The 23,893-nt window shown below is 62.8% G+C and carries 24 protein-coding genes, 1 tRNA gene and 1 pseudogene; 11 read left to right on the top strand and 15 right to left on the bottom strand.

The features are described from left to right. Positions 1 to 149 precede the first annotated feature (149 nt). Both ABE456_RS07610 and ABE456_RS07605 read left to right on the top strand, forming a co-directional pair. Positions 150 to 824, top strand: a pseudogene (locus tag ABE456_RS07610) (FecR domain-containing protein); the annotation flags it as partial. A 145-nt stretch (positions 825 to 969) separates the two neighbouring features. Further along, positions 970 to 1,046: transfer RNA gene (locus ABE456_RS07605), tRNA-Met, on the top strand. A gap of 110 nt (positions 1,047 to 1,156) precedes the next feature. Here ABE456_RS07605 and ABE456_RS07600 read toward each other — a convergent pair. Beyond that, the gene (locus tag ABE456_RS07600; RefSeq protein WP_346643368.1) at positions 1,157 to 1,771 is read right to left on the bottom strand and encodes a LysE family transporter; all 615 of its coding nucleotides are present in this window, start codon (positions 1,769 to 1,771) and stop codon (positions 1,157 to 1,159) included. A 228-nt stretch (positions 1,772 to 1,999) separates the two neighbouring features. Here ABE456_RS07600 and ABE456_RS07595 point away from each other — a divergent pair, with 228 nt between their 5' ends. Further along, entirely contained in the window at positions 2,000 to 2,917 is a 918-nt protein-coding gene (locus ABE456_RS07595; protein ID WP_346643367.1) for a LysR substrate-binding domain-containing protein, read from the top strand. Here the strand turns inward: ABE456_RS07595 and ABE456_RS07590 are convergent. The 4 genes from ABE456_RS07590 to ABE456_RS07575 are packed head-to-tail and all read right to left on the bottom strand — an operon-like array spanning position 2,857 to position 5,415. After that, entirely contained in the window at positions 2,857 to 3,432 is a 576-nt protein-coding gene (locus ABE456_RS07590) for a D-Ala-D-Ala carboxypeptidase family metallohydrolase (protein WP_346643366.1), read from the bottom strand. The genes ABE456_RS07595 and ABE456_RS07590 overlap by 61 nt on opposite strands. Positions 3,433 to 3,486: 54 nt before the next feature. Next, positions 3,487 to 4,125, bottom strand: a complete 639-nt coding sequence (gene can, locus ABE456_RS07585; RefSeq protein WP_172223623.1) for a carbonate dehydratase — start codon at positions 4,123 to 4,125, stop codon at positions 3,487 to 3,489. Between the two features lie 52 nt (positions 4,126 to 4,177). Next, positions 4,178 to 4,633 (bottom strand): ribosomal protein S18-alanine N-acetyltransferase, encoded by a 456-nt coding sequence (rimI, locus tag ABE456_RS07580; RefSeq protein ID WP_346643365.1) that lies wholly within the window; start codon positions 4,631 to 4,633, stop codon positions 4,178 to 4,180. Next, positions 4,630 to 5,415 (bottom strand): energy transducer TonB, encoded by a 786-nt coding sequence (locus tag ABE456_RS07575; RefSeq protein ID WP_346643364.1) that lies wholly within the window; start codon positions 5,413 to 5,415, stop codon positions 4,630 to 4,632. Before ABE456_RS07575 ends, rimI begins: the two co-directional genes overlap by 4 nt. A gap of 285 nt (positions 5,416 to 5,700) precedes the next feature. Between ABE456_RS07575 and mksB the strand changes: the two genes are divergently transcribed. The 3 genes from mksB to mksF are packed head-to-tail and all read left to right on the top strand — an operon-like array spanning position 5,701 to position 10,515. Continuing rightward, complete coding sequence (gene mksB, locus ABE456_RS07570) at positions 5,701 to 6,990, top strand: Mks condensin complex protein MksB (protein ID WP_346643363.1); 1,290 nt, start codon at positions 5,701 to 5,703, stop codon at positions 6,988 to 6,990. Then, a complete protein-coding gene (mksE, locus tag ABE456_RS07565) occupies positions 6,980 to 7,687 on the top strand; it encodes an Mks condensin complex protein MksE (RefSeq protein ID WP_346643362.1) in 708 nt (235 codons plus the stop codon). The genes mksB and mksE overlap by 11 nt, the downstream gene beginning before the upstream one ends. Further along, complete coding sequence (gene mksF / locus ABE456_RS07560; RefSeq protein WP_346643361.1) at positions 7,684 to 10,515, top strand: Mks condensin complex protein MksF; 2,832 nt, start codon at positions 7,684 to 7,686, stop codon at positions 10,513 to 10,515. The genes mksE and mksF overlap by 4 nt, the downstream gene beginning before the upstream one ends. A gap of 133 nt (positions 10,516 to 10,648) precedes the next feature. Here mksF and ABE456_RS07555 read toward each other — a convergent pair whose 3' ends face one another. The 5 genes from ABE456_RS07555 to rplU form a co-directional block, all read right to left on the bottom strand. Continuing rightward, the gene (locus tag ABE456_RS07555; protein WP_346643360.1) at positions 10,649 to 11,104 is read right to left on the bottom strand and encodes a CreA family protein; all 456 of its coding nucleotides are present in this window, start codon (positions 11,102 to 11,104) and stop codon (positions 10,649 to 10,651) included. A gap of 10 nt (positions 11,105 to 11,114) precedes the next feature. Continuing rightward, positions 11,115 to 12,233 (bottom strand): glutamate 5-kinase, encoded by a 1,119-nt coding sequence (gene proB / locus ABE456_RS07550; protein WP_346643359.1) that lies wholly within the window; start codon positions 12,231 to 12,233, stop codon positions 11,115 to 11,117. Positions 12,234 to 12,318: 85 nt separating this feature from the next. Further along, positions 12,319 to 13,545 carry an Obg family GTPase CgtA gene (gene cgtA / locus ABE456_RS07545; RefSeq protein WP_346643358.1) on the bottom strand — a complete coding sequence of 409 codons (1,227 nt, stop codon included), beginning with the start codon at positions 13,543 to 13,545 and terminating at the stop codon, positions 12,319 to 12,321. Between the two features lie 187 nt (positions 13,546 to 13,732). Next, positions 13,733 to 13,990, bottom strand: a complete 258-nt coding sequence (rpmA, locus tag ABE456_RS07540) for a 50S ribosomal protein L27 (RefSeq protein ID WP_003247464.1) — start codon at positions 13,988 to 13,990, stop codon at positions 13,733 to 13,735. 38 nt (positions 13,991 to 14,028) lie between these two features. Beyond that, complete coding sequence (gene rplU / locus ABE456_RS07535; protein ID WP_003247466.1) at positions 14,029 to 14,343, bottom strand: 50S ribosomal protein L21; 315 nt, start codon at positions 14,341 to 14,343, stop codon at positions 14,029 to 14,031. A 244-nt stretch (positions 14,344 to 14,587) separates the two neighbouring features. Between rplU and ABE456_RS07530 the strand changes: the two genes are divergently transcribed. The 3 genes from ABE456_RS07530 (at position 14,588) to ABE456_RS07520 (ending at position 16,392) form a co-directional block, all read left to right on the top strand. Next, positions 14,588 to 15,556, top strand: a complete 969-nt coding sequence (locus ABE456_RS07530) for a polyprenyl synthetase family protein (RefSeq protein ID WP_346643357.1) — start codon at positions 14,588 to 14,590, stop codon at positions 15,554 to 15,556. 164 nt (positions 15,557 to 15,720) lie between these two features. Beyond that, the gene (locus ABE456_RS07525) at positions 15,721 to 16,062 is read left to right on the top strand and encodes a zinc ribbon domain-containing protein YjdM (RefSeq protein ID WP_346643356.1); all 342 of its coding nucleotides are present in this window, start codon (positions 15,721 to 15,723) and stop codon (positions 16,060 to 16,062) included. An 84-nt stretch (positions 16,063 to 16,146) separates the two neighbouring features. After that, positions 16,147 to 16,392, top strand: coding sequence for a hypothetical protein (locus tag ABE456_RS07520; protein WP_346643355.1), 246 nt, complete (start codon positions 16,147 to 16,149; stop codon positions 16,390 to 16,392). 108 nt (positions 16,393 to 16,500) lie between these two features. On the opposite strand, the gene ABE456_RS07515 is transcribed toward ABE456_RS07520, so the two are convergent. The 5 genes from ABE456_RS07515 to ABE456_RS07495 form a co-directional block, all read right to left on the bottom strand. Then, positions 16,501 to 17,118 (bottom strand): FKBP-type peptidyl-prolyl cis-trans isomerase, encoded by a 618-nt coding sequence (locus ABE456_RS07515; protein WP_016713351.1) that lies wholly within the window; start codon positions 17,116 to 17,118, stop codon positions 16,501 to 16,503. Positions 17,119 to 17,203: 85 nt separating this feature from the next. Next, positions 17,204 to 17,509 carry a DUF6482 family protein gene (locus ABE456_RS07510; RefSeq protein ID WP_346643354.1) on the bottom strand — a complete coding sequence of 102 codons (306 nt, stop codon included), beginning with the start codon at positions 17,507 to 17,509 and terminating at the stop codon, positions 17,204 to 17,206. A gap of 159 nt (positions 17,510 to 17,668) precedes the next feature. Further along, a complete protein-coding gene (locus tag ABE456_RS07505; protein ID WP_012270428.1) occupies positions 17,669 to 18,157 on the bottom strand; it encodes a TIGR00645 family protein in 489 nt (162 codons plus the stop codon). Positions 18,158 to 18,269: 112 nt separating this feature from the next. Next, on the bottom strand, positions 18,270 to 18,608 hold the full coding sequence (locus tag ABE456_RS07500) for a hypothetical protein (protein WP_003247487.1): 339 nt from the start codon (positions 18,606 to 18,608) through the stop codon (positions 18,270 to 18,272). A 160-nt stretch (positions 18,609 to 18,768) separates the two neighbouring features. Then, positions 18,769 to 21,207, bottom strand: coding sequence for an AAA family ATPase (locus ABE456_RS07495; protein ID WP_346643353.1), 2,439 nt, complete (start codon positions 21,205 to 21,207; stop codon positions 18,769 to 18,771). A gap of 253 nt (positions 21,208 to 21,460) precedes the next feature. Between ABE456_RS07495 and ABE456_RS07490 the strand changes: the two genes are divergently transcribed. Together ABE456_RS07490 and ABE456_RS07485 are read left to right on the top strand one after the other, a co-directional pair. Further along, positions 21,461 to 21,949 carry a DUF3015 domain-containing protein gene (locus ABE456_RS07490; protein ID WP_346643352.1) on the top strand — a complete coding sequence of 163 codons (489 nt, stop codon included), beginning with the start codon at positions 21,461 to 21,463 and terminating at the stop codon, positions 21,947 to 21,949. 74 nt (positions 21,950 to 22,023) lie between these two features. Beyond that, the gene (locus ABE456_RS07485; RefSeq protein ID WP_346643351.1) at positions 22,024 to 23,877 is read left to right on the top strand and encodes a DUF4105 domain-containing protein; all 1,854 of its coding nucleotides are present in this window, start codon (positions 22,024 to 22,026) and stop codon (positions 23,875 to 23,877) included. Positions 23,878 to 23,893 lie beyond the last annotated feature (16 nt).

The following is a 23,893-nucleotide window of genomic DNA, read 5'->3' as shown; positions in this document are numbered from 1 at the left end:
AAACAAATAGATACATAGCTACCTTTTTTATTCCTCTGACGTGTCGTACTTGAAAATGGTTCTCAATATAATTAGCATCTTTGGCTAATCCCCCTGTCATCGTTGGGCGAAACGGCCCCTATCGCGAGCAGACCGACCCCATGAGCCCGATGCCTGCCAAGCAACTGCAGCCCGATCCACAACAGGAAGCGCTGGAGTGGTTTTCGCTGTTGCGTCAGCCCGATTGCGACGAGACCCGGCGCCAGGCGTTCGCGGCCTGGTGCCAGTTGCAACAGAACGCCCAGGCCTATGCCGAGCTGGAAACCTTCTGGCAACAACTGCAGCCGCCACCCGCCCGCCCTCGCCCACGGCCGGTGCATGCGCGCCGCAGCCACCTGGGCAAGTGGCTGGCGTTGCTCTTTCTGCTGGGGCTGGGCGCTGCTGCCTACCTGTACTGGCCATTGATGCAGCGCCTGGGCAGCGAATTGCACACCGACGTGGGTGAACGCCGCAGCATACGCCTGGCCGATGGCACCACCTTGCACCTGGGCAGCGCCAGCGCGATGAATGTCGACCTGCGCGGCCGCACGCGCCAGCTAAACCTGGTGCAGGGCCAGGTGCACCTGGAAGTGATGCTCGACGGCCGGGCCATGGAAGTGGCAGTGGGCGATGCGCGCATTCAGGTATTCGGTACCCGCCTGCAGCTGGCCCGCCATGCGGGCCATGACGAATTGGTGGTACTAAACGGCAAGGCCATGGTCATTCAGGGCGGCGAGCAGCGCATGGTTTCGGCGGGTGAGCGGGTAGCCTTCGATGACAGCCGTATCGGTCCGGTGCAGAAAGCCGGCCTCGACAGCTGCAAGGCATGCTCGGGCACTGGCTTGTAGCGCGCTGAAACCGGGCTTGGCCGCTAAGTTTTTGAAACCGTGCAAAATTTTTTTGAAATGAGTGTTGACAGGGGGGCCGTTCAAGAGAATAATGCGCGCCATCGGCTACATAGCTCAGTTGGTTAGAGCATAGCATTCATAATGCTGGGGTCCGGGGTTCAAGTCCCTGTGTAGCCACCAAACAAGACGAAGGGCTTACCGCAAGGTAAGCCCTTTTTCTTTGTCCGCGAAAAATGTATCGCCTGAAATACCCCCATCAACGCCACATTGAAAGTGCGCAACTCACCTCCTCAACGGATGCCGGTCACTGCCACCGCCAGGCCAAGCCCGATCAGCGCCAGGCCAATCACCCGGTCCACCAGCATTTGCCGCTCGATCATCGCCTTGCGCAACCCCGCGCTGGAGAAAAACACCGCCACCAGGCTGAACCACAGCCAGTGGGCAACGGACATGAAAGCGCCATAGGCAAAATCCAGTGCCAGCGGGCTACCGGGTTGTACCACCTGGGTGAAGGCGCTGATGACGAACAACATGGTCTTGGGGTTGAGGGCATTGGTCAAAAAGCCCGTGCGCAGTGCCTGCAGCACGCTGGCAGCCGATTGGCCAATTCCATCAAGGCTGATGCGCCGGGTGTTGGTCAGCGACTTGTAGCCCAGGTAAATCAGGTAACCCGCGCCGAGCACTTTCATGACCAGGAACAGCACCGGGCTCTGGCTGATGATCACTGCGATACCCAGCACCGTATACAGGACATGCACCTGCACCCCCAGGGCGATGCCCACTGCGGCGGCCAGCCCGGCCTTGCGGCCCTGCGCATAACTGCTGCGGGTGACCATGGCGAAGTCGGCACCTGGGCTGATGACGGCGAGCAAGGTAAACAGGGCGACGGCGATGAGTTCGGTCATGTTGATGGCTCTCGATAGGCGATGGAAATGCACAGATCGAGTGATTATCGAGAGCTTATGAGTTAGGAAAAATCGATTTATAGTGAAGTAAATCTGATAGTTTTTTTCACAGAAATGCAGTGCCAGTGCCGACCTCTTCGCGGGTGAACCCGCTCCCACAGGGATATCACACGCCTCTGGGCAAGCGCTGTACCCGCGAAGAGGCCGGTACTGGCAAACAGGGATGCCATGAAACTGCCGCCACTCAATGCCTTCCGCTACTTCGATATCGCCGCCCAAACCGAGAGCTTCGTGCGCGCCGCCGAGCACCTGCATGTCACCCACGGCGCAGTCAGCCGCCAGGTGCGCCTGCTAGAAGAAAGCCTTGGCGTGGAGTTGTTCGAACGCCGCAACCGGGCCATTTTCCTCACCCCGGCCGGCCGTGCCTTGCAGGGCACCACCCAGGCGATCTTCGAACAGCTCGAAGGTGCCGTGCAGCGTTTGCAGCAGCAGGCCCGTGACAACGTGCTGGTGCTGTCCTGCGAGCCGACTATCGCCATGCGCTGGCTGATCCCGCGCCTGCCGCGCTTCCATGCCGCCCACCCCGACCTGCAGCTGCACTTGGTGGCCGCAGGTGGGCCGCTGGACTTCGCCCGCAGCGGCGTCGACCTGGCCATACGCCGCGACGACTTTCACTGGGACCTCCAGCTATTCAGCCAGAAGATCTGCGACGAATGGATCGGCCCGGTGTGCCACCCCACCTCCCCCGCCCACCTCAACAACCAACGCCTGCTACACAGCACCACCCGCCCCGGCGCCTGGCCCACCTGGTTGCGCCTGAACGGCCAACAGGCCCGACACAGCGAACGCAGCGACTACGAGCACTTCTACCTGTCGATCCAGGCCGCCAGTGCCGGCTTGGGCCTGGCCATGGCTTCAGCGCTCATGGTGCGCGACGAACTCGACAGCGGGCAGCTGCAGGCACCGTTCGGCTTTGTGCGTGACGGCTCGGCCTATCACCTGCTCAGCCCGCAGCCCCTGGACGATGGCAGCAAGCGCCAGCGTTTCGCCGAGTGGGTAATAAGCGAATGCCAAGGCTGCCTGGCTCATTTGGGTTTGATGCAGAACGACGACCCAGCACTGCCATCACCACCCCAAGTGCGATAGCCGGCGGTATCCACATGAATCCGCCCTGACGGATAGCGGCCCAGCCCCATGTTCCAAGCCTGCCCTTGCTGCTGCCAGAAGCGGCACAGCAGGTTGGGGTCGGCCCAGGCCGGCAGCAGGATATCGACGGCGAAGGCACGGGTATGGGCGCTGTTGGCTGCCCCGCCGGCGCAGACGTTCAGCCGTGGGTCGCGGTAGGCCGATACCACCTCGAACTGGCGCAGGATGCCTTGCTCGTCGAGCGTCTTGACCAGCGAGAGGGTCGAGCGTACGGCTGGCCAGTTGGTTGCGGGAGGCACGGCGAAGGGGGACGCGTGGCACAGTTTCCAGTCCGAGGCCGAGCGCAGCAACTGGTGGATAGGCACCACGCCATAAAGGCGGGCATCCACCAGCATTTCACGGAAGGGGCGCGTTTGATGATCGCCAGCCCACTGGGCGAACATCCATAGGTCGCGCTCGTCGGCGTGGGCAATGCCGGTTACCAACAAGCCCGCCGCCAGAAGCAGTTTTCTCATCCTTTATCCATCCCTGCATAGAGAACAAAACCTGCACGCCCACACCGACCAATACTACTCCAGCGCCCGCAAGCGGTACTGTGGCGGCAACTGGGCAAAGCCGCTGATGGTGGTATCCAGGCTCTTCCAACGCCCATCCTTGATGCCATAGATGCAGCCGTGCACCGACAGCTCCTGCCCACGGTGCCAGGCGTTCTGCACGATGCTGGTATGGGCCACGTTGGCCACCTGCTGGATGACGTTCAGCTCACACAGGCGGTCGACCCTGGCTTCTTCGCTGTCCAGCTTGGCCAGCTCGCCGCGCTTTTCGTAATACAGGTCACGAATCGAACGCAGCCAGCCGTCGATCAGGCCCAGCTGGCGGTCCTGCATGGCGGCGCGCACGCCACCGCAGCCGTAGTGGCCGGTTACCAGGATGTGCCGCACTTTCAACACTTCCACCGCGTACTGGATCACCGACAGGCAGTTGAGGTCGGTGTGCAGCACCACGTTGGCAACGTTGCGGTGGACGAACAGGTCGCCCGGCAGCATGCCGACGATCTCATTGGCCGGCACGCGCGCATCAGAGCAGCCGATCCAGAGGAACTCCGGGGTTTGCTGGCGGGCCAGCTTGGCGAAAAAGTCGGGGTCGCGCTGGTTGATCGCGTCGGCCCAGCGGGCGTTGTTGTCGATCAGTTCCTGCAGGTCATGCATGGTCATTGCCTCATCAGGGTTTGCCTGTGTGACAAGGCCAGCCCCTGCCAGGTCAATCCTCAAGCAGGGTACAGGCCATCACCAGGGCATCTTCGCGGCCGCCGGCAACCGGATAATAGTCACGGCGGCGGCCGATTTCGTTGAAACCGTAGCGCTCGTACAAACGATAGGCCGACTGGTTGCTGGCGCGCACCTCCAGGAAGCACTCGCGGCCATTGAGCTGGTAGGCCCTGGCCATCAGGTGCTCAAGCAGGCGCAGGCCCATGCCGCAGCCCTGGTTTTCCGGCTTGACGGTGATGTTGAGCAGGTGCGCCTCATCGATGATCACGTTGATCACGCCATGGCCCACCTGCTGCTGGCCGTCGAACATCAGCCACACTTCGTACGATTTGAGCGCATCCTGAAAGATCCCGCGGGTCCAGGGATGACTGAACGCGGCATATTCGATCTTAAGTACGGCATCCAGATCCGCCTCGGTCATCGGGCGGAAGCTGATCGAGTCACTCATTCAACGCTCTTCCAGCGCGCCATCAGCTGGCGCATGGCTTTCCAGACGTCCGCCTTGCGCTGCGGCTCGTCCATCAACAGTTCAAGGCCCGGCAAGGCCCAGGCGTCGCCCAGGCCTTCAAGCTTCAGGGTTTGGTAATAGGCTTCGGCGTCGGCATTGGCGGCAAAGCGCAGCGCTGGCAGGCCGACCAGCCACAGGCACGTGCACGGGGCATCTTCCAGGCGCGCCTGGACAAAGCCCTGGACGAAATCGCGCGCGGCCTCCGGGCCCTGGTCCATGTTGCCGCGCACCAGCAGCGGCCAGCGCACTGGCTCGCCGATGATCTGCGGGGCGTCGGGCAGGCCGGCGGCGCGCAGCATGTCCTTGAGCAGCAGGTAGGACGGGTCGCGGCTCTGGAACGGCTGGCCGGTGGCCAACTCCACCAGCAGCAGGCAGCTGCCGGCGCGCAGCAGTTGCAGCGAGAAGCGCGGTGGCGGCACCGGGGCCGGACGCGGGGCTGCGGGCTGCTCCTCGGCCTCGACGGCCTTGGCGGCAGGCTTGGGCGCACTGCCTGGGCGCGGGATTTCGATTTTCGGCCGCTCGCCGGAGCGGGCCTGGGGGGTGGCGGGCGCATTGTTGCCAGCCGGTACCGGCATGACCTCGAAATCGATGACCTCGGCCGGCGCCACCGGCAGCAGCAACTCGGGCCGCGACGGTGCGGCGAACGGCAGTTCGGCGCGCGGCAGCCAGTGCACCACTTGCATGGCGGAAAGGTAGGCGCGACGACGGGGTTCGGTGAGCAAGGTGCGGAGTTCCGAGGGGCGAAGACAATTCGCCATTCTAACGCCGATGGCATTCGAGTGCCGCAACTGGTCGGCGGATTTTTGTTGCCTGTACCGACCCTTTCGCGGGTGAACCCGCTCCCACAGAGCTTTGTGCAGTACCTGTGGGAGCGGGTTCACCCGCGAAAGGGCCAGTGAATCCCCTACAAGGCTCAAGGTTATCTCTCATTACAGACCAAGGGGTGAAATCCTCCCCCCCGGATGCAGTACAATCGCACCCTTTTTCTTGGCAACGAGTCGAAGCCAATGATCGAACCCAAGCGCGTCCTGCGCGCCCTAGCCGAACACTGGGCCCTGATCGAGCCGCTGTGCGAGCGTTTCGACCAGGGCACCCTGAGCCTGGTCGAACTGCGCCAGCATGTGGCCCGCCAGCAGATCGAGAGTACCCCGCAGGACATCACCCAGCTGCTCGACGTGTGGATCCGCCTGGATATCCTGGTCCCGGTGGCCAAGAGCCCGAACCGTTTCGAGCTCAACGCGCAGATCCATGACTTCCTCGCCTACCTGCGCCGCGAACACCGGCTGGGCCTGTGCCTGGAGATCGAGGCCTACCTGCGCCACCTGGAACGCCTTGCCGGGCATATCCAGGATGCCTTCGACAACCGCGACAGCGACGACCTGGCGCGCCAGCTGCGCCTGCTCGACATGCGCGTGCGCGATGTGCTGAAAAAACTGGATAACGACGAGCAGGCGCTGGTGGCCGTGGCCGAACGGGCCAAGACCAGTAACCGGCAGATCCCGCTGCGCCAGCGTTATGCCGAAGTACTGGCGACCTGGGACGAGTACGTCGAGCCGATGATCCAGCTGGTCAACGCCGACGGCGCCTTCGAACAAGGCGTGCGCAAAGTAGAGACCGTGCTGCTGAAGCTGCTGGGTGAACAGGCGCGCCTGGGCCACCTGGTCGACGACGACATGCTGCTGCGCACCCACGCGCGCATCCTGGAAATGCAGACCAGCGCCCAGCTGACCCTGCGCCACGCCCGCGAACTGCTGCTGCCGCTGCGTGAAGAAGCCCGCCGGCACAACGCCGTGACCCGTGGCGCCGCACTGGCCCTGTCGGTGATCCGGCGCAAGGGCATCGATGCCGTGCCGCAAGCGGCCATGCCGATGTTCACCCGCCCGCAAAGCACCTTCCTCGGCAGTGCCAGCCAGGTCGAGGCCTACGTTTACGCCCTGGCCCGCTTCGAGCCCAAGCCGGCGCGCTTCCCCAAGGCCCACAAGACCCAGTCCGGCACCCTGCCCCGCGCCCCGCGCACGGTCAAGGAAATGGCCGAGCGCTGCGAACAGGCGCTGCCACTGCCCGACCTGATGGTCTGGCTGCTGGAGCAGGAGCCCGAGGGCGCCACCGACGAGCTGCTGTACTGGTTCTCGCGCCTGTCACGGGAAAAGCGCTTCAAGCGCGAACGCCTCGACCGCCGCGAATACACCACCCAGGAACACTTGGTCAGCCTGCGCTCGTTCGCCCTGACCTCCAGCCGCGAAGACGCCACCAGCGCGCCTACCGAACCCAACGCGAGCCCAGCCCATGCATCTTGATCTTTCCGAACTGTCCCAGCTCGCGCCGATCTTCCGCGAGCTGTTCAAAGGCTTCCACGTCAGCCGCCGCGACCCCGAACTGTACGCCCAGCTGTCGAACTTCCAGGACCAGTACCGCACCCTGTTCAAGGCCCTGGGCTTCGAACTGGTGTGCGACACCCGTGGCTTCTACTACTTCGTGCCGGACATGACCGCCGCGCAGGTCAACAAGACCGCGCAGCGCCTGTCGCTGTTCACCTTCATCCTGGTCGAGCACCTGGCCGACCAGGGCCGCGACCCGATGGCCGTGCTCGACGGCGGCAGCATCGGCCGCGATGAACTGCCGTCGCTGCTGGACAAGTACCGCGACCTGTTCCTGCAGGCTGAAGTGCAGACCGTGGACGAGCTGGAAGAAAAAATCCTGCGCCGTATGACCCAGCTCGGCTTCGCCCATGAGGAAGGCGGCATCTACCGCTTCCTGCCGCCGATGCACCGCTTCCTCGACGTGTGCCTTTCGGTGCAGCAGGACCGCGACCTGGCCGCGACCCTGCACAGCGATCTGCCGCTGCCTACCCCGGTACTGGTCGAGGAAGAAAGCCCCGAAGAACTCAACCGCACCGACGACCCGCTCGACCTCAGCCCCTTCGACGGCGAAGAGAGCGAAGAGGATGCCCTGGCCCGGGCTATCCGCGAAGAGCAACAGGAGATTGACGCATGAGCCAGGAACGCTACGGCATCCGCCGCTTTGCATTGCTCAACACCGCCGGCTACAGCCTTGGCCTGTTCCCCCTGGAGCACCCGCTGTCGGTATATGGCGCCAACAACCTGGGTAAATCGGCGTCGATCAACGCCCTGCAGTTCCCGATCCTGGCACGCATGTCGGACATGAGCTTCGGCAAGTACAGCCTAGAGCAATCGCGGCGCTTCTACTTCGCCAGCGACACCTCGTACATTCTCTGCGAACTGAGCCTGCCCCACGGCCCGCACGTGATCGGTGTGGTCGGTCGCGGCCCGGGTGGCGGTTTCGGCCACCAGTTCTTCGCCTACAAGGGCGAACTGGACCTGGCCCACTACCAGAAGAACGACACCTGCCTGCGCCAGAAAGAGCTGTTCACCAACCTTGAACGCCTGGGGATCAAGGCCTACGAGCTGAAGCCCGACGAACTGCGCCGGTTGCTGGTTGGCGGCCACACCTCGGTGCCGCTGGACCTGACCATGATCCCGCTGCGCTCCACCAGCGAGCAAAGCCTGAAAACCTTCCGCGCACTGTTCATCAACCTGCTGCACATGCGCGAAATCACCGCAGCCAAGCTCAAGCAGCTGTTCCTCGATGCCTTCGAGCACAGCCTGCGCTCGGGCAGCGTCGACTACATCGCCGCCTGCGAAGAAGCCTTCCGCGATGTGCGCCGCATGGAGCAGGACTACAATGCCCTGGTCGCTGCCGGCCCGCTGGTCGAAGCCCTGGCCGGTGGCGTGGCCCAGCGCGACATCCTGCGCGGTAAGCTGCACCGCATTTCGCCAGTGCTCGATACCCTGCTGGGCACCTGGCAGGAATACGCCATGGCGCGCAAGGAAGAGCTGGTCATCCAGTCCGAACACTACCGTGGCGAGCAAGACCGCCTGCAGAACGACCAGCGCGGCGGCACCCAGGAGCTGATGCGCCTGGAGCGTGAAATCACCGGCATCCAGCGCTGGCTGGGCGAGCTGTCGGTGCTCAAGCACCGCTTTGCCCTGGTCGATGACGTCAAGGTCCTGGAGCAGCAACTGCTGGCAGCCAAGGACGCCCACGACGAACTGGCCGGTGCCCTGGCCCAGTCGCGGCAGTTCAGCGCCGAAGACCTCGACGAGCGCGTACGCGACCTGGAAAAGCGCCTGAAGCAGGTCAAGCAGCAGCTCGACCACGCCGACAACAACAGCTACGCCCGCCTGCGCGAAGAGTTCTCGCAGCAGGACGTCGACCGCCTGATGCGCCTGTTCAACGGCGCGCTGTTCAGCCTGCCGCTGGGCGACCGCGGCATCGAACTGGACGACAGCGACCTGTGGGTAAAATCGCTGGAAGCGGTACTCGACGGCTTCAAGGGCGAGCGCTTCGAAGCCCCGGGCCTGGCCATCGACCTGACCAACATCGACCCGCCGGCACTGCAGGCCCTGGCCGACCGCGCCGCCCTGCGCGACCAGAAAGAGCGCCTGGAAAAAGAGCTGAAGCAGCTCAAGACCCAGCAGGCCGTAGCCGCCGACCGCTCCGCCTCCAAGGCGCAGACCGAAACCCTGTACCAGGAAGTGCTCGACGCACAGAAGGCGCTGGAAGACTTCCGCCGCAGCGAAACCCTCACCGCCGAAGAGCCAGAGAAGCTGGAGCAACTGTCGCAGCTGGAAGCCGCCCAGGACGAGCTCAAGCGCTCCAGCGACGCCTTCACCGAGCGTGTCCAGCAGCTGTCGGCCAAGCTGCAGCTGGTAGGCCGCCAGATCGGTGACCTTGAGTCCAAGCAACGCACCCTGGAAGACGCCCTGCGCCGTCGCCAGCTGCTGCCAGCCGACCTGCCCTACGGCACGCCGTTCATGGAAGCCATCGACGACTCGATGGACAACCTGCTGCCGCTGCTCAATGACTACCAGGACAGCTGGCAGGGCCTGCAACGTGTCGACAACCAGATCGAAGCGCTGTACGCCCAGGTGCGCCTGAAAGGCGTGGCCAAGTTCGACAGCGAAGACGACATGGAGCGCCGCCTGCAGTTGCTGGTGAACGCCTACGCGCACCGCACCGACGAAGCCCTGACCCTGGCCAAGGCACGCCGCGCTGCGGTTACCGACATCGCCCGGACCCTGCGCAACATCCGCAGCGACTACGACAGCCTTGAGCACCAACTGGCCCTGTTCAACCGCGAGATCAACAAGCGCCAGGTGTCCAACCTGGAAAGCTTCCGCGTGGTGCTGGCGCCGAACAAGGAAGCGCTCAAGCACATCGACCAGATCATCCACAGTGCCGGCCAGTACGAAGAAGGCGAAACCCTGTCGGTGTTCGACCTGACCCAGAGCGCCGAGCAGGACAACAAGAACGAAGAGGCCAAGGAGTACCTGGCACGCCTGGTGGCGGCCAACCACAACCAGCTGGGCCTGAAGGACCTGTTCGAGCTGGCGTTCGAGATCACCAAGGTCAATGGCCAGCCGATCATCCACGCCGACATCGACGGCGCGGCGTCCAACGGCACCACCATGACCATCAAGGCGCTGACCAACATGTACCTGTTGCTGCACCTGATGGACCGCGACCTGGCCGGGCGCATTCGCCTGCCGTACTACCTGGACGAAGCGGCAGACATCGACGAACGCAACCAGGCGGCATTGCTGGAAACCAGCCTGCAGCTGGGCTTCGTGCCGATTCTGGCGAGTGTGAAGCCGCAGGTATCGGCGCGTGTTGCGATCGACCTGGAAGGTGGTAGCGGGCCGAATGGCATCTACATCGACGAGGCGGACTGGAAGTTCATCAGCCGGCTGGATGAGGTGAAAGCGGTTGTGCGTGAGGATCAGGCCGAAGAGTTGGCCTGAGGAATCTGGGGCCGCTCTGCGGCCCATTCGCGACACAAGGCCGCTCCCACATTGGTCAGCTTACGCAGGACCTTTGTGGGAGCGGCCTTGTGTCGTGATGGGGGCCAAAGGCCTCCCGGCGGTTACCAGGCTATCAATGCGCCCAAGGCAAGATCGGGATAGCGGTCACCGCATTCTGCGGGCTGCCTTCGATCATGCGGTCGCTATACACCAGGTACACCAGCGTATTGCGCTTCTTGTCCAGGAAGCGCACCACCTGCATGGTCTTGAACACCAGCGAGGTGCGCTCCTTGAACACTTCCTCGCCGTCTTTGAGCTCACCCTTGAAGTTGATCGGCCCAACCTGACGGCAGGCAATCGATGCCTCCGCGCGATCCTCCGCCAGCCCCAAGCCACCCTTCATGCCGCCGGTCTTGGCCCGCGACAGGTAGCAAGTCACGCCTTCGACCTTGGGGTCGTCGAACGCCTCGACCACAATACGGTCGTTCGGCCCAAGGAACTTGAACACGGTGGACACCTGGCCGATCTCCTCGGCCCCGGCTAGCATCGGCAAGGCCAGTGCCGCCACGGCAATCATGCTTTTCAACATGCGCACGCCCTCAGACCAGAACCAGGTTGTCGCGGTGCACCAGCTCAGGCTCCGCGATGTAGCCCAGAATGCTCTCGATGGCATCCGATGGCTGGCCAATGATCTTCTGCGCCTCCAGGGCGCTGTAGTTGGCCAGGCCGCGGGCCACTTCAACACCGTCCGGGCCGACGCACACCACCATCTCGCCACGGCGGAAGCTGCCTTGTACGGTCTTCACACCAACCGGCAGCAGGCTCTTGTTGGCCTGGCGCAGCGCCTGCACGGCACCGGCATCCAGTACCAGGGTGCCACGGGTTTGCAGGTGGCCTGCCAGCCACTGCTTGCGTGCAGCGAGCATGCCGCGCTCAGGCGACAGCAGGGTACCCAGGCGCTCACCCGTCTTGAGGCGGTCCAGCACACGCTCGATGCGGCCACCGATGATGATGGTGTGGGCACCGGAACGGGCCGCCAGGCGCGCGGCGCGCAGCTTGGTCTGCATGCCACCACGGCCCAAGGCACCGCCGGTACCACCGGCCACGGCATCCAGCGCCGGGTCGTCGGCACGGGCTTCGTAGATCAGCTGGGCCTCGGGGTTGTTGCGCGGGTCGGCGTCGAACATGCCATCGCGGTCGGTGAGGATTACCAGCAGGTCGGCCTCGACCAGGTTGGCCACCAGCGCCGCCAGGGTGTCGTTGTCGCCGAAGCGGATCTCGTCGGTGACCACGGTGTCGTTTTCGTTGATCACCGGCACCACACCCAGGTCGACCAGGGTGCGCAGGGTGCTGCGGGCGTTCAGGTAGCGCTTGCGGTCGGAAAGGTCGTCATGGGTCAGCAGGATCTGCGCGGTGTGCTTGCCGTGCTCGCCGAAGCTCGATTCCCAGGCCTGCACCAGGCGCATCTGGCCGATCGAGGCAGCCGCCTGCAGCTCGTTCATCGCGCTCGGTCGCGAAGTCCAGCCCAGCTGGCTCATGCCGGCAGCCACGGCCCCGGAGGAGACCAGTACCAACTCCACGCCTGCCTCACGCAGCGCGACCATCTGCTCGACCCAAACGGCCATGGCACCGCGGTCGAGGCCTTTGCCATCGGCGGTCAGCAGAGCACTGCCAATCTTCACGACCCAGCGCTTGGCGCCCGTCACCTTGCTTCGCATCTTCTTCCAACCTATGTCGAATCTATAGATACCGTGGATACAAAAACGCCGCTCCAAAGAGCGGCGTTTAGTGTACTGCAACCGATCAGTCGCGCACGTAAATGATTTCCGGGCCGTCTTCGTCGTCCTCGAAATCATCGTCCCAACCGTCATCGTCGCCGATGTCGTGCACGCTCTTGACGCCGGTACGGCGCAGGGTACGGGCGTCGTCCAGGGCCTGCAGCTGGGCACGGGCCTCGTCTTCGATGCGCTGATCGAGGTCGGCCAGCTCTTCGGCGTAGGCCGGGTCGTTGGCCAGGCGGTCGGCGCGGTCTTCAAGGTAGCGCATCAGGTCGTGGCTGAGCTTTTCAGTGCCCTGCTTGGAGATGGCCGAAATCACATAGACCGGGCCTTCCCACTCCAGGCGATCGATCACTTCCTGAACGCGCTCATCGCGCTCGTCGTCCATGACCATATCGGCCTTGTTCAGCACCAACCAACGCTCACGCTCGGCCAGCGACGGGCTGAAGCGGGTCAGTTCGTTGACGATCACTTCGGCGGCATCGGCCGGGCTGCTTTCATCCAGCGGCGCAATGTCCACCAGGTGCAGCAGCACGCGGGTGCGCGCCAGGTGCTTGAGGAAGCGAATACCCAGGCCGGCACCGTCGGAGGCGCCTTCGATCAGGCCGGGGATGTCGGCGATAACGAAGCTTTTCCAACGGTCGACACTGACCACGCCCAGGTTTGGCACCAGGGTGGTGAACGGGTAGTCAGCCACTTTCGGCTTGGCAGCCGAGACCGAGCGAATGAAGGTACTCTTGCCGGCGTTCGGCAGGCCCAGCAGGCCAACGTCGGCCAGTACCTTCATTTCCATTTTCAGGTCGCGCTGGTCACCCGGCTTGCCTGGGGTGGTCTGGCGCGGTGCACGGTTGGTACTGGACTTGAAACGGGTGTTGCCCAGGCCGTGCCAGCCGCCTTGGGCGACCATCAGCTTCTGGCCTGGGGTGACCAGGTCACCGATCACTTCCTGGGTGGAAGCATCGATCACGGTGGTGCCGACCGGCACGCGCAGGAACAGGTCATCACCTTTTTTACCGGTGCAGTCGGTGCTGCCGCCGTTGGAGCCGCGCTGGGCTTCGTGGTGACGGGTGTAGCGGTAGTCGACCAGGGTGTTCAGGTTCTCGTCGGCAACCATGTACACCGAGCCGCCGTCGCCACCGTCACCGCCGTTAGGGCCACCGTTCTCGATGAACTTCTCGCGACGGAAGCTCATGCAACCGTTGCCGCCGTCACCGGCCTTGACCCGAATCGATACTTCGTCAACAAACTTCATTAAAACCGCCTCTCGTCGGCAGACGAGCTGAATGACTCAAAACATGAGGCTCTTGCAAAAATGAGCGCGGCGGCCCCGTACGACCGTAGAAACCAACGCCGGCAACCCAGACAAACAGCTTTGCAAGAGGCTCACCACAAACGAAAAAGCCCCGTCGCATGACGGGGCTTCTGGAGCGACGTCGCGATTAAGCGGCGACGATGCTCACGTAACGGCGCATGAACTCGCCTTTCTTCTCGAACTTGATCACGCCTTCGATCTTGGCGAACAAGGTGTGGTCCTTGCCCATGCCAACGCCGTAGCCAGCGTGGAATTCGGTGCCGCGCTGACGGACGATGATGTTGCCTGGCTTGATAACCTGGCCGCCATACATCTTCACGCCAAGGCGTTTAGATTCTGAGTCGCGACCGTTACGAGTACTACCACCAGCCTTCTTGTGAGCCATGGTTCAATTCTCCAAATAAATTCAGGGGATCTAGGGGATTAAGCCTGGATGCCGGTGATTTTGATCTCGGTGAACCACTGGCGGTGGCCCATACGCTTCATGTGGTGCTTACGACGACGGAACTTGATGATGCGAACCTTGTCGTGGCGGCCTTGCGAAACGACTTCGGCCACTACTTTAGCGCCAGCAACAACTGGAGCACCGATGGTGACTTCTTCACCGTTGGCGACCAGCAGGACGCGATCGAAGGTCACGGATTCGCCAGTGGCGACTTCCAGTTTTTCGATCTTGAGGAATTCACCTTCAGCGACTTTGTACTGCTTGCCGCCGGTAACGATTACTGCGTAAGACATGGTATTTCTCCGATAATCCTGCTCACCCAGCGCTTTATATGATGAGTATTGGCTGGCATGGCTGCATAGGGCTGGAACGGCCCGGTGCAATTGCGTAAGGCAGGTGCTGCCCAGGAAGTTAGGGTGCGCGATTGTACGCAACCGCGGTTTTGCTTGCAAGTACCGCCCCCGGCCAGCTGGCACCGCGCCTTGACACACCGGGGCCTGCGACCTAGCATGCCGCGCAACCTCACTGGAGCAGCCGATGCAACCCCAAACCTTCTACCGCGCGGTGGCTGATGACTTCAGCGCCGTCGACGAGATCATCAAGAAGCAGCTGACCTCGCGCGTGCCGCTGGTATCGAAGATCGGCGACTATATCACGTCCGCTGGTGGCAAGCGCCTGCGCCCCCTGCTGGTGCTGCTGTGTGGCAAGGCCCTGGGCCGCGAAGGCGACGACCTGCGCCTGCTGGCTGCCACCATCGAATTCCTGCACACCGCCACCCTGCTGCACGACGACGTGGTCGACATGTCCGGCATGCGCCGTGGCCGCTCCACCGCCAATGCCCTGTGGGGCAACGCACCGAGCGTGCTGGTGGGCGACTTCCTCTATTCGCGTTCGTTCGAGATGATGGTCGAACTGGGCTCGATGCCGGTCATGCAGATCCTGTCCAAGGCCACCCGCGTGATTGCCGAAGGTGAAGTGCTGCAGCTGTCGCGGGTTCGCGACGCCAGCACCACCGAGGAAGTCTACATGGAGGTCATCCGCGGCAAGACCGCGATGCTGTTCGAAGCATCGACCCACAGCGCCGCAGCGCTGGCCGAAGCCAGCGAAGAACAGCGTGAAGCCCTGCGCACCTTCGGCGACCACCTGGGCGTGGCCTTCCAGTTGGTCGACGACCTGCTGGACTACAAGGGCGACTCGCAAACCCTGGGCAAGAACGTCGGTGACGACCTGGCCGAAGGCAAGCCTACCCTGCCGCTGATCTACACCATGCGCGAAGGCACCGCCGAACAGGCTGCGCTAGTGCGCCAGGCGATCCAGAAGGGTGGCCTGGAGGACCTGGAGCAGATTCGCGTGGCGGTCGAGGAGTCGGGTGCGCTGAAGTACACCGCAGAGCTGGCTCGCGATTACGTGAAGCGTGCCATTGAGTGCCTTGAGGTGCTGCCGGCTAGCGAATACCGTGATGCACTGGTTGAGCTGAGCGAGTTTGCGGTGGCGCGAACGCACTGACAGACCGAGTCGCCTTCTTCGCGGGCTTGCCCGCTCCCACAGGTTGATACTATCCCTGTGGGAGCGGGCAAGCCCGCGAATGCTTTTGTCCGGACATAATCCCTTCTGGAGAAATACCTTTTACAATGTGGGCTTTCAACCGCCTGTTTGTTTGAGGAACCGAAGTGAGCACTCTGCCACCCTGCCCGAAATGCAACTCCGAATACACCTATGAGGATGGCACTCAGCTGATCTGCCCTGAGTGCGCCCACGAGTGGTCGGCCAGCGGCGACGCCGAGGCGGCCAGCGATGAGCTGGTGAAGAAGGACTCGGTTGGCAACATCCTGCAGGACGGTGACACCGTCACCGTGATCAAGGACCTCAAGGTCAAGGGTTCGTCCCTGGTGGTCAAGGTTGGCACCAAGGTCAAGAACATCCGCCTGTGCGACGGCGACCACGACATCGACTGCAAAATCGACGGCATCGGCGCCATGAAGCTGAAGTCCGAGTTCGTGCGCAAAGTCTGATTACACAGAAATTCGGCAATTGGCGCTTGCTATTCTGGTAATAAGAATTATTCTCATTGGAGCTGCTATCCAAGGAGAATAGCCATGACTTATCTGATTGACGCCTGGCTGGACCGCCCTCACCCCTACCTGCGCATCCTTCATCGCGAAACCGGTGAAGTGTGCGCGGTGCTTGAAGAAGAAGCGCTTGACGAACTGCGTGACCAGGGCGACCTGGACATGAGCGGGCTGAATTCAAGTGAACCGGGGGTGCTCAAGGAGCTGGTGCGGAACCTGTTTCTGTTCTGCTATGCACGGGCGTTGCGCCCTGGGGGCGCGGATTGGAATTGAGGCCAGCAGGGCCGGCCTCTTCGCGGGTGAACCCGCTCCCACAGGAACGGCACAGGCTTCAAATGCTGTGAGGTCCCTGTGGGAGCGGGTTCACCCGCGAAAGCGGTCTTACAGTACGTCGAGCAGCTCGACGTCAAACACCAGCACGCTGTGCGGCGGGATGCTGCCAACGCCTTGGGCGCCGTAGGCCAGCTCGCTCGGCACGTACAGGCGCCATTTGCTGCCGGCGTTCATCAGCTGCAGGGCTTCGGTCCAGCCAGCGATCACGCCACCAACCGGGAATTCAGCCGGTTGGCCACGGTCGTAGGAGCTGTCGAACACGGTGCCGTCGATCAGGGTGCCGTGGTAGTGCGTACGCACATTGTCTTCGCGGGTCGGCTTGGCGCCTTCACCTGCGGTCAGTACTTCGAACTGCAGGCCCGAAGCCAGGGTGGTGATGCCTTCGCGCTTGGCGTTCTCGACCAGGAATTCCTTGCCAGCAGCGGCGGCGGCTTCGGCCTTGGCAGCAGCTTCGGCTTGCATCACGTCACGGATAACCTTGAAGCTGGCCGACAGGTCGGCTTCGCTGACGCGGCTGTCGGCGCCGTTGAAGGCGTCGGTCAGGCCGGCCAGGATGGCTTCCAGGCTAACACCTGGTGGTGGGTTGTCGCGCAGCTGGCCGCCCAGCTGACGGCCGATGCCGTAGCTGACGCGAGTTTCGTCGGTGGACAGGTTGAGTTCGGACATTGTCGTGCTCCACTGCAGGGCGCAGTGCAGCCGCGCCCTTGATGAAAAGGGCGAGCAGCCTAGCACACTGGGGAGCTGCGAGCAGCTACCAAGCCGAACGCTGGGAAATCGGCACCTTCAGGTCTTCTTCCGGGTGCGTGCCCATGCCGCACATCTCGTCCTGCACCGACCAGTGCACCAGGTTCATCGAGACCATGGGGATGGTTTGCAGCAACTTGCGCGCATCCTCCACCGAGTGCACGCGCAAGCGTTCACCACGGGGGTCGGACAATGGGTGGGGGCGGCCTTTGACCCGGGCCTCGAGCAGGTAGTCACCACCTTCGATGGCGATCAGGTTCAGTTCTTCGACATGGCCAGCCCTGGCCTCGGTGTTGAGCTGATGCAGGTTCATGAGAGCACCTCGCGATGGGAACCACGCATGAGAGCTCATTTTTTGTACAGGAAGGGCGAATGCGCAAGGCATGACTAACGCCGCTCGTCAGTTGGACCGTGCTGGCCTCTTCGCGGGCTTGCCCGCTCCCACAGGGATTGCGAAGAGGCCTGACAGGACTCAGTGCTTGGTCAGCTTGTCCAGGTAGCCCATGCAGAACGCCGAGATCACGAAGGTCATGTGGATGATCACGTACCACATCAGGTAATCGGTGGAGATATTCTGCGCATCCATGAACACCCGCAGCAGGTGGATGGATGAAATCGCCACGATCGACGCGGCAACCTTCATCTTCAGCGACGAAGAGTCCATCTTGCCCAGCCAGTTGAGCTTTTCCTTGCTCTCGTCGATATCCAGTTGCGAGACGAAGTTTTCGTAGCCGGAAATCATCACCATCACCAGCAGGCCGCCCACCAGCGACATGTCGATCAGCGACAGGATCACCAGGATTAGGTCGGCTTCGCTCAAGGCGAAGACATTGGGCAGGACGTGGACCACTTCCTGGAAGAATTTCAGCGCCAGGGCCAGCAGGCCGAGGGACAGGCCGAAGTAGATGGGTGCGAGCAGCCAGCGCGAGGCATACATCGCGTTTTCGAGAATACGTTCCATGGAGGGTTTGGGACTCGTCAGGTGACTAAAAAAACGACGGCGAGTATAGCCAGCCACCTGTTACAGCAAAAGCCCGGTGAATTGGGGGCTGCTTTACAGCCCCCAACCTCAATCAGGTCTCCGGATGAAACTGGTAATCCCCCAGGTTCCGACACCGCTCACCATTGATCCGCCGCAACTGCGCCTGCAAATGCAAACACCAGATCTGCGGGTCCTCGGCCACCTGATAGCCATGCAAGGTCAGGCTGTCGACAATGGCATTGAGCACTGATTCGGCCACCAGCGGCCCATGGAACGGCCCTTGGGCCTTGATCGCGGAGGGTTGTTCACCGGCCATGCCGGCGGCGAACAGCAGCGTCCACATGCCGTTGTCCCCGGCCAGTGGGCGGATGCTGCATTCGATGCGGGTCACCAGGCCCAGGCACTGGCGTGTGAGGCTGAGGTTGCGCATGGCCGCGTCCCCTCCAAAAAGCCCTGTTCAGCCTGAACCTCAGGCTGTTTCCATCCTGAACGCTGTACTGTCCTTAAGTTCCAGCATAGAAGAACAGTACAGAAAGATGGAAAACCGGCGCTGAACGGTAGCACATCGCCGCCAGCGCCGGTTAATTGACTCAGGCCGGTTTGGCCTGGGCAATCACCTCTTCCAGGCGTTCCTTTTCTGCCTTCTCGATCTCTTCCTCGCTGATCATCTCGGCGATTTCCCGCAGGCGCTCCACCACCCGGGCATTGACGCTGCCCTCGGTGAACAGCCCCTTGTCGTCGAGCACCCCGGCCTCCTCGCCCACCAGCAGGCTCAGTGCCTCGTCGGCCTGGCTGACTGCATAAACGTGGAACTGGCCATTTTCCACCGCTTGCAACACACGCTCGTCAAGCATCAGGGTGGCGACGTTGGCACGCGGAATGATCACCCCCTGCTCGCCGGTCAGGCCACGGGCTTCGCACAGGCGGAAGAAGCCCTCGATCTTCTCGTTCACCCCACCTACCGCCTGCACTTCGCCAAACTGGTTGATCGAGCCAGTGATGGCAAAGCACTGCTTGAGCGGTGTGCGCGACAATGCCGAGATCAGTGTGCAGGCCTCGCCCAGCGAAGCGCTGTCACCGTCCACGTAGCCGTAGGACTGCTCCAGGGCGATGCTCGCGGAAATCGCCAACGGGAACTCCTGGGCATAGCGGCTGCCAAGGTAGCCGGTGAGGATCATCACGCCCTTGGAGTGGATCGGCTGGCCGAGGTTGACCTCGCGCTCGATGTCGACAATGCCGCTGCCGCCCGGGTACACGGTGGCGGAGATACGCGCCGGCATACCGAAAGCCGAATCGCCCACCTCCAGCACGGTCAGGCCGTTGCACTTGCCAATGGCAGCACCTTCGGTATCGATCAGGATGATGCCGGCGAGCATGTCGTCCAGCACCCGCTGCGATACACGCCCGGTACGGGTGGCCTTGGCCTTGAGCGCACGCTCGATGTGCCCGGCGTCAGTCATTTCGTCACTGGCCAGCTGGCGGATGAAATCGGCCTCGCTGACCAACTGGAACAAGTCGCCGATACGCGCCGACAGGCGTGACTGGTTCTCTGCCAGGCGGGCGCTGTAGGTGGCCAGGCGTGCCACCGCATCGCTGGTCAGCGGCGCCATGCCCTCTTCGTTGGTGCGGGTGCGCAACAGCTGGGCAAACTGCTCCAGGTTCTCGTCGACCATGGGCATGTCTTCGTCGAAGTCCACCAGCACACGGAACATCTCCTGGAAGTCCGGGTCGTGGTCCTGCAGCGCGTAGTACAGCTGACGCGAGCCGATGATTACCAGTTTGACGTTCAGCGGGATCATTTGCGGCTGCAGGCTGACGGTGGCGACACGGCCCAGTTCACCGATCGGCGACTCCATCTTCAGCTTGCGCGACTGCAGGGCGCGCTTGAGCGCATCCCACACAAACGGCTCGCCCAGCATCTTCTCGGCTTCGAGAATCAGGAAGCCGCCGTTGGCACGGTGCAGCGCGCCTGGGCGCAGCTGGCGGTACGAGGTATACAGCGCGCCCTGGTCGGTGCTGTACTCGATGCGGCCAAACAGGTTGTCGTAGGTTGGGTGCGGCTCAAACACTACCGGCGCACCGCCGTCAGCGTGGTGACCAACCACCAGGCTTGGGGCGTACTGCTCTTCCAGCAGCTTGCGCGCAGCCGCGTCGGTCTTGCTGTCGTCGACCAGTTGCTCGACCACGGTGCGCAGCAGGTTCAGCTGCACCGACTGCAGGTAGGCGCAGACCGCCGCGTTTTCCGCGTACTTTTCCGACAGCGGCGCCAGCAACGGCTGCAGGGCCAGGGTGATGGTTTCTTCGTTGAGCTGACGCAGCTGGTTGTTCGATTCGCGCTTCCATTGCGGCAGGCTGGCCAGCTCTTCATTGAGGCGCTCCTCAAGCAGGGCGATGTCCTCGTGGAACTGCTCGCGCACCTCTTCCGGCAACTGGGCAAACTCGGCCTCATCCAGTGCCTTGCCTTCGGCCATCGGGGTGAATGCGACGTTGCTCGCGTCGCGGTACAAGGCTACGTCCTTCTCCAGCGAAGCCCGCTCGATCACATCCAGGGCGCGGTCGTAGCGCTGGTTGAAGGCGCGGTCGATGGCGCCTTTCTTCTGCTGGTAAGACGGGTGCTCGAACACGGCCGGGAACGTCGCCAGCAGGTTGTCGATCAACCCGCCCATGTCTGCGATGAACTCGGCAGCGCTACCGGACGGCAGCTCCAGTGCACGCGGTTCGCGAGTGTCGTCGAAGTGGTTGACGTAGACCCAGTCGGCCGGCGTGTGCTGGCGCTTGCCCTCGGCCTTGAGGTAGCGCTTGACGAACGAGAAGCGCCCGGTGCCGGGCTCGCCCATCACGTATACGTTGTAACCGGGGCGCGGCATGGCCACGCCGAACTGCAGGGCCTCGACAGCACGCTCCTGGCCCAGGACGCCGCGAAACGGCTCCAGATCGTCGGTATGGGTAAAGGCAAACTGCTCGGGGGAGAAACGCCGGGTCAGGGCTTCGGGCGCGAGACGCAGGCGCGCAGCGACAGGATCGGGCATTGGGTTTCCTTACTTCGGCGGGGCAGATACGCAGCATTCTGGCGCTGCCCGCGCGCGCCTTGCAAGGCTCGGCAGGACTTTATGTCGCAGCCAGTGCAGGTCATGTAACAGCAAATTTTTCGCAATCAACAACGCAACCTTTAGATCGTGCCTAAACTCCAAGCTGCGCGGGTGGGTGAAATGCTTTCCCGACCTGGCAACCGAGTTGCCAGAAACCCTGACCCTTGGTTAAGTCAAATAGAGAACAAATGCTATGAAACGGATTCTTCTGGGTACTCTGTTCACCGTGGTCTCGCTGAACGCCATGGCTGAAGCGCCAGGCGGCCCGAACTGCGGCTGGGGCAACATGCTGTTCGAAGGCCAGCGCGGCACTCCGGCACACTTCCTGGCTTCTACCACCAACGGCACCTCCGGTAACGCCACCTTCGGCATGACTTCCGGCACCAACGGCTGCTCGACCAAGGCTTCGCTGACTTACGGCGGCAAGTCCTGGTTCGCCATGAACGGCATGATGAACGAGCTGTCCGAAGACATGGCCATGGGCCAGGGCGAAGCACTGACCACCTATGCCGTAGTGCTCGGCGTGGCCCCGGAAGACCGTGGCTACTTCGCCTCGGTTACCCACCAGCACTTCAACCAAATCTTCAGCAGCGCCGACGTCACTGCCGAAACCGTCCACAGCAACACCCTGGCCGTTCTGAAGAACGACCCACGCCTGGCCAAATACGCTACCGAGGCCTAAGCACAGCTGCTCCCGCCCCACCCCTGGGGCGGGTTTCGCCTTTTTTCGGCATCGTTAAGAAGTAGTTGCCCGATATGCTCAAACGCCTCGCTGCCCTGGCGCTGTGTGCCTGCGCCCCTGTTCATGCTGCGCCCATGCTGGACCAAGGCCGTCTCCAGCAACTGGCCAACACCCCTTACTGGATCGCCCTGGGCCATTACGAAACCGCCAAACTCGGCGGTTGGCGCAGCTATGTGGACGATGATGCGTTCTTCCTGGCTGAGGACGGCGCGCACCACCCGGACCAGGAGCTGCAAGCCACGGTCGCAGCGCTGTACGCCCCGGCCAGCCTTGGTGACAAGCACGCCCAGTGCGTGTTCCCGGCGCGCACCCGCTGGCTGCGCGAACAACTCGACCTGCAAGACCTGCCGCAACCGGACTGCCAGGAATTCAAGACCTGGTACCAGTCGATCGACCCGCACAGCGCGGCGTTGATCTTCCCCGCGGCCTACCTGAACAGCCCGTCATCGATGTTCGGCCACACCCTGCTGCGCATCGACCAGTCCAAAACCCGCAGCGACAACACCACGCTGCTGAGCTACGCGATCAACTTCGGTGCCTACATCGAAGGCAGCGACAACAGCATCCTGTACGCCTGGAAAGGCCTGATGGGCGGCTACCCGGGCCTGTTCGCGCTGATGCCCTACCAGGAAAAACTGTCCGAATACCGCAGCCTGGAAAACCGCGACCTGTGGGAGTACCAGCTGGACCTGACCCCGGAAGAAACCGGGCGCATGGTCGAGCATGTGTGGGAGCTGAAGCAGGTCCAGTTCGATTACTTCTTCTTCGACGAAAACTGCTCGTATCGCCTGCTGGAACTGCTGCAAGTGGCACGGCCGAGCCTGGACCTGACCTCGCAATTCCCGCTGACTGCCATCCCCACGGACACGGTAAAAGCCGTGAAGCAGTCGGGCATGGTCGCCAGCGAAACTTACCGCCCCTCGCGTGAACGTGAGCTGCTGGCCCGCGCCGAGCCGCTCGACCACCACGAGAAGCGCCAGGTACTGGCCGTAAGCGCCGACACCACGCAATTGCAAAGCCCCGAATTCCAGGCCCTGCCCCGCGAACGCCAAGCGTTGGTACAGGATGCCGCGTATCGCCTGGAGCGCTACCGCGCCAATGGCCAGGAGCGCGACCCTGGGCAAGCGAAGCGTAGCTTCGAGTTGCTGCGGGCGATCAACAGCAACCCGCCCCCTGCGCTGCAAATCGAACGCCCTGGCCTGCCCGAGGACGGCCATGACTCACGCACCTGGCAATTGGGCGTGGGCACCCGTGAAGACCGCGCGTACGCCGAATACGGCCTGCGCATGGCCTATCACGACCTGAATGACAACGCCTATGGCTTCCCGCTGGGCGCGCAGATCGAAATCCTGCAATTGAAAGTGCGCCAGTACGAGGGTAACGACTGGCAGGTGCAGCGCCTGGACCTGGCCACCATCCGCTCGCTGACGCCCCGTAACGAGCTGCTCAAGCCCTGGTCGTGGCAGGTGGCCGGCGGGCTGGAGCGGGTGCAGGGCAAGCATGATGACGAAGTGCTGGTAAGCCATGTGAATGGCGGGGCCGGCGGTACCTGGCAATTGGCCGATGGCTTGCTGGGCTTTGCCCTGGGCACGGTGCGGGTCGAGCATCACAACGACTTCGCCCAGTTCATCGCCCCGGCGGCGGGCTTCAATGGCGGGCTGCTATGGCGTAACGGGCTGGGCAACATGACGCTGGAGGCCAAGGGCGATTACTTCACCAATGGTGAGGTGCGCCGTAGTGTGAGCCTTAATCAGCAGTGGGAAATCAGCCAGAACCTGGGGGTGAGGTTGAGTGCTTCGCGGGAGTTCAGCCACCTGGCTACGGCGCAGAACGAGGTGATGCTGGAGCTGAAGTGGTATCACTATTGACGCGGACCTTGTGGGA

The sequence above is a fragment of the Pseudomonas sp. TWI929 genome (assembly GCF_039673335.1).
Taxonomy (GTDB): Bacteria; Pseudomonadota; Gammaproteobacteria; order Pseudomonadales; family Pseudomonadaceae; genus Aquipseudomonas.
The sequence above is the reverse complement of the archived record's forward strand: the minus strand, read 5'-3'. Positions and strand labels throughout refer to the sequence as shown.